General features: G+C 67.6%; 4 protein-coding genes. All 4 read right to left on the reverse strand.

Going from position 1 to position 4,617, the window contains the following annotated elements; translation table 11 throughout:
- Positions 1-71: 71 nt before the first annotated feature.
- From ACFVJX_RS35895 to ACFVJX_RS35910, 4 genes are read right to left on the reverse strand one after another with little or no spacing between them, the layout of a single operon-like run.
- Positions 72-788 (reverse strand): ABC transporter ATP-binding protein, encoded by a 717-nt coding sequence (locus ACFVJX_RS35895; RefSeq protein ID WP_384135304.1) that lies wholly within the window; start codon positions 786-788, stop codon positions 72-74.
- Positions 785-1,747 (reverse strand): ABC transporter ATP-binding protein, encoded by a 963-nt coding sequence (locus ACFVJX_RS35900; protein WP_384135301.1) that lies wholly within the window; start codon positions 1,745-1,747, stop codon positions 785-787. Before ACFVJX_RS35900 ends, ACFVJX_RS35895 begins: the two co-directional genes overlap by 4 nt.
- Positions 1,744-3,522, reverse strand: a complete 1,779-nt coding sequence (locus tag ACFVJX_RS35905; RefSeq protein WP_384135298.1) for a branched-chain amino acid ABC transporter permease — start codon at positions 3,520-3,522, stop codon at positions 1,744-1,746. The genes ACFVJX_RS35900 and ACFVJX_RS35905 overlap by 4 nt, the downstream gene beginning before the upstream one ends.
- A gap of 5 nt (positions 3,523-3,527) precedes the next feature.
- On the reverse strand, positions 3,528-4,457 hold the full coding sequence (locus ACFVJX_RS35910; protein ID WP_384135295.1) for a branched-chain amino acid ABC transporter permease: 930 nt from the start codon (positions 4,455-4,457) through the stop codon (positions 3,528-3,530).
- Between the last annotated feature and the right edge of the window lie 160 nt (positions 4,458-4,617).

Here is a 4,617-nt window from a genome sequence, read left to right on the forward strand (position 1 = left end):
GGGTCGCGGCGGGCGCCGGGGCCGGGGGCGGCGGCAGCGGTGCGACGGTGGCCGCGGCCGGGCTCGCGGGCTCAGTCCTCGCCGAGGTAGGCCTTGCGGACCGACTCGTCGTGGAGGAGGTCCGCGCCGGTGCCGGAGAGGACGATCTTGCCGACCTCCATGACGTGGCCGGTGTCGGCCAGGGAGAGCGCGGCCTGGGCGTTCTGCTCGACGAGCAGGATGGTGGTGCCCTGGGCCTTGAGTTCGACGATGGTCTCCATGATCTTCTGCATCATGATCGGGGAGAGGCCCATGGAGGGTTCGTCGAGCATCAGGAGCTTGGGCTGGCACATCAGGGCCCTGCCCATGGCGAGCATCTGCTGTTCGCCGCCCGAGAGGGTGCCGGCGGCCTGCTTCCGGCGTTCCCCGAGGATGGGGAAGAGGTCGTAGGCGCGCTGGATGTCCTTCTCGATGCCCGCCCTGTCGTTGCGGAGGTAGGCGCCGAGCTGGAGGTTCTCGGTGATCGTCAGCCGGGGGAAGATGTGGCGGCCCTCGGGGGAGTGCGCCAGGCCCAGGGAGACGATCTTGTGCGCGGGGATGCCCGTCAGCGGTTTGCCGTCGAACAGGATGCGGCCCCCGAGCGGCTTGAGGAGGCCGGAGAGGGTGCGCAGGGTGGTGGTCTTGCCCGCACCGTTGGTGCCGATCAGGGTGACGACCTGGCCGGCTTCGACGCTGAAGGAGATGCCCTTGACGGCTTCGATCTTGCCGTAGGCGACGCGGAGGTCCTCGACCTCTAGCAGTGCGGTCATCGGGTGTCCTCCTCCTCGGTGGCGGCGGGAGCGGTGGGGGCCGTGGTGTCGGTGGTGTCGGCCGTGGTCCTGGTGGTGTCTGCCGTGCTCTTTGTGGTGTCGGCCGTGGTCTTGGTGGCGACGGCCTCGGCGGCTTCGACCTCGGCGACCTCGTCGGCGCCGGGGGCGCCTTCGAAGGGGGTGCCGAGGTAGGCGGCGACGACGCGTTCGTCGCTCTGGACGACGTCGGAGGTGCCTTCGACGAGTTTTTCGCCCTGGACGAGTACGGCGACGCGGTCGCAGAGGTTGAAGATGAAGCGCATGTCGTGCTCGATGACGAGTACGGCGATGCCCTGGTCCCGGATGGCGAAGATGAGTTCTTCGGTGACGCGGGTCTCCTGCGGGTTCATGCCGGCGGTGGGCTCGTCCAGGAGGAGGAGTCCGGGGTCGCTGGCGAGCGCGCGGGCGATCTCGAGCTTGCGCTGGTCTCCGTAGGGGAGGTTGCGCGCGAGGTGGTCGGCCTTGTCCTGGAGACCGATGAACTCCAGGAGTTCCATGGCGCGTTCCCGGCTGGCGTTCTCGGCCTTGGTGAAGCCGGGGAGGCGCAGGAGGGCGGACCAGAGGCCTTCTTTGGTCCTGGTGTGGCGTCCGACGAGGACGTTCTCCAGAACGGTCATGTTGGCGAAGAGCCTGATGTTCTGGAAGGTACGGGCGATGCCTGCCTGGGTGACGAGGTGGGGCTTGGGCGGCAGGACGGTGCCCTTGTAGCTGACCTTGCCCTCGGTGGGGACATAGAGGCCGGTGAGGCAGTTGAAGAAGGTGGTCTTGCCGGCGCCGTTGGGGCCGATGAGGCCGACGATTTCGCCCGCGTTGACGGTGAGGTCGACGTCGTGGACGGCGGTGAGGCCGCCGAACCGCATGGTGACGCCGCTGGCGTCGAGCACGGGGGTGACGGTCTTGGTGGTGGTCATGGTGGTCACGCCCCCGCCTTGGCGATGCCGGCGTCGTCGGGTACGTCGAGTTGGCCGGTCTCGTGGAATTCGAGCTGTTTCCTGCGGTCGGCGACCAGTCCTTCGGGGCGCAGGCGCATCAGGAGGATGAGTGCGATGCCGAAGAGGAAGAGCTGGTAGTCCTGCATGAACTGGAGTTTCGCCGGGATGAGGTAGAGGAGCGCCGCGCCGACGAGGGGTCCGCTGAGGGTTCCCATGCCGCCGAGGATGACGGCGGCGAGGAGGAAGGCGGAGTTGGGGGGTACGGAGCCGGCGAACTGGTACTGCTCCGGTGTCACGGTGTAGTTGACGTGTGACTGTACGGTTCCGGCGAGTCCGGCGAGGGTGGCGCCGAGGGCGAAGGCGAGCAGTTTGAGCCGGAAGGCGTTGATGCCCATGGCGGTGGCTGCGGTCTCGTCCTCGCGGATGGCGACCCAGGCGCGTCCGATGCGGGATTCTCCGGAGCGGCGGAAGACGAGGACGACGACGGCGGTGAAGACGAGCATGAGCAGGTAGTAGTTGGCTGACCTGCCGAGGGTGAAGCCGCCGATGTCGTGCTTGAGCCCGAAGTCGATCCCGAAGAGGTTGAGGTCGGGGATGCTCGGGATGCCCTGGGAGCCGTTGGTGAGGTCGGGTCCGCTGTTGCCGTTGAGGTTGTTCACGGTGAGGCGGAAGATTTCACCGAAGCCGAGGGTGACGATGGCGAGGTAGTCGCCGCGTAGCCGCAGGGTGGGTGCGCCGATGAGTACGCCGAAGACGAGTGAGGCTCCGGCACCGGTGAGGACGGCGGCCCAGAAGGGGAATTCGACACCGATGGCGGACATGGTGGAGCCGGAGACCAGGGCGGCGGCGTAGGCGCCGACGCCGAGGAAGGCTACGTATCCGAGGTCGAGGAGGCCGGCGAGGCCGACGACGACGTTGAGGCCGAGTGCGACGGTCGCGAAGATGAGGATGTTGGCGCCGATGAGCGCGTATTCCTCTTTCTGCTGTGTGAAAGGGAAGCAGACTGCTGCGACGAGTGCGGCGGTGAGGGTGATGTTGCGGTGCTTCGCGGTCAGCGCGGTGATGCGGGAGATGAGTCCGGCACGGTTCAGCGCGGTGAAGGTGAAGGCGGCGGTGATGAGGAACCCGATGAAGAGTTCCGTGTAGTCGGTGTCGACACCGTAGGCGAAGACGTAGAGGCCGACGCCGAACGCGATGGCGATGGTGAGGATTTCGGCCCAGGCGGGGATGGGCGCGGCTCGCCGCGGTGCGGGGGCGCTGAGGCCGTGGCGGAAGCGCTGCCAGCCGGTGGTGGGGGTCCCGGTGTCGGCCAGCGGCTGGTCGGCGGGGAGTCCGTGTGCGGCGAGGACGGCGATGAGCGAGCCGATTCCGCTGACCCAGGCGCCGGGCTCGAGGTTGACGATGCCGCCGAGGTCGTAGGTGATGGCGCCGATGGCGTAGGCGGTGGTGGCGAAGGTGCCGATTGCCAGGAGGCGGACGGGGCTGTTGGTGCCGCCGGGGGTGAGCCAGTGGAGGCCGCGGATGCCGTACCCGGAGAGGGTGAGGATCAGGGTGAGTGCGGCGCCGATGAGGGTGAGGACCTGGAGGCCGCCGGGGTAGCCGGTGACGGTGAGGTCGCCGGGGAATTGGTCGGTCCAGGTCCAGGCGAGGAAGGTGCCGGCGAGTGCGACGGCTGCGCCTGCCGTGGTGGCGATGCGGGCCGTGGTGGCGGGCATCGGGATCAGGGCGGGAGCGGGGGGCGTGGTGGTGGTGTCAGTGGTCATCCGTATCACGCCCGATCCGCGACGCGTTCGCCGAGCAGGCCCTGGGGGCGGAGCAGCAGGACGATGATGAGGAGGACGAAGGCCCATACGTCCTTCCAGGCGCCGCCGCCGAAGAGTTCCATGCCGGGGACGTCGCTCATGTAGCCGGTGGCGAGTGATTCGGCGATGCCGAGTACGACGCCGCCGAGCATGGCGCCGTAGATGTTGCCGATTCCGCCGAGTACGGCTGCGGTGAAGGCCTTGAGCCCCATGATGAAGCCCATTTTGAAGCCGATCTGGCCGTTCTTGAGCCCGTAGGCGACGGCGGCGACGGCTGCGAACGCGGCACCGATGGCGAAGGCCATGACGATGATGCGGTCGGTGTTGATCCCCATGAGCTTCGCGGTGTCGGGGTCCTGGCTGGTGGCCTGCATGCCGCGGCCGGCGCGGGTCTTGGAGACGAAGAGGCCGAGGGCGATCATGCAGATGGGCGCGGAGATGAGGACGAAGATGTCACCGCGCTGGATGTGGGCGCCGAAGATGTCGATCGCTTCGCCCTTGAACTGGGGGAAGGAACGGTCCTTCTTGGCGTCCGGGTACCACTTCCAGATGGCTTGCTGGAGGGCGAGGGAGAGGCCGATGGCGGTGATGAGGGGTGCGAGCCGGGGGGCGTTTCGCAGGGGCCGGTAGGCGAAGCGTTCGGCTGCTGTGCTGATGGCGACGGAGCATATGACGCCGCCGATGATCATGAGGGGGATGATTGCGAGGAGGTTGGCGCCGGCCGGCATCCAGAGGTACACGGTGAGTGCTCCGAAGCCTCCGATCATGAAGATCTCGCCGTGGGCGAAGTTGATGAGCTGGATGATTCCGTAGACCATCGTGTAACCGATCGCGATGAGTCCGTACATCGCGCCGAGGATGAGTCCATTGGCCAGCTGTTGCGGCAGTTCGTGCACCGCAGGGCCTCCGTGGAGTGGTTCGGATATGGCACCGCGCGGGGGCGCGCGGAGCGCGCCCCCCCCGGCGGGGGTGAGTGTAAACGACTGTCCCGGGGGCGGTTTTAGGCATGTTTTGCACCCCGAGGATTGGGGTGCACAAAACCCCCGTTAACAGGTG

Origin of the sequence: Streptomyces sp. NPDC127177 (assembly GCF_042672475.1) — a bacterium.
Lineage (GTDB): Bacteria > Actinomycetota > Actinomycetes > Streptomycetales > Streptomycetaceae > Streptomyces.

Excerpts from the sequence above, each read along its gene's own strand:
- ACFVJX_RS35905 (WP_384135298.1), bottom strand. The coding sequence starts at position 3,522 with ATGACCACTGACACCACCACCACGCCCCCCGCTCCCGCCCTGATCCCG.
- ACFVJX_RS35895 (WP_384135304.1), bottom strand. The coding sequence starts at position 788 with ATGACCGCACTGCTAGAGGTCGAGGACCTCCGCGTCGCCTACGGCAAG.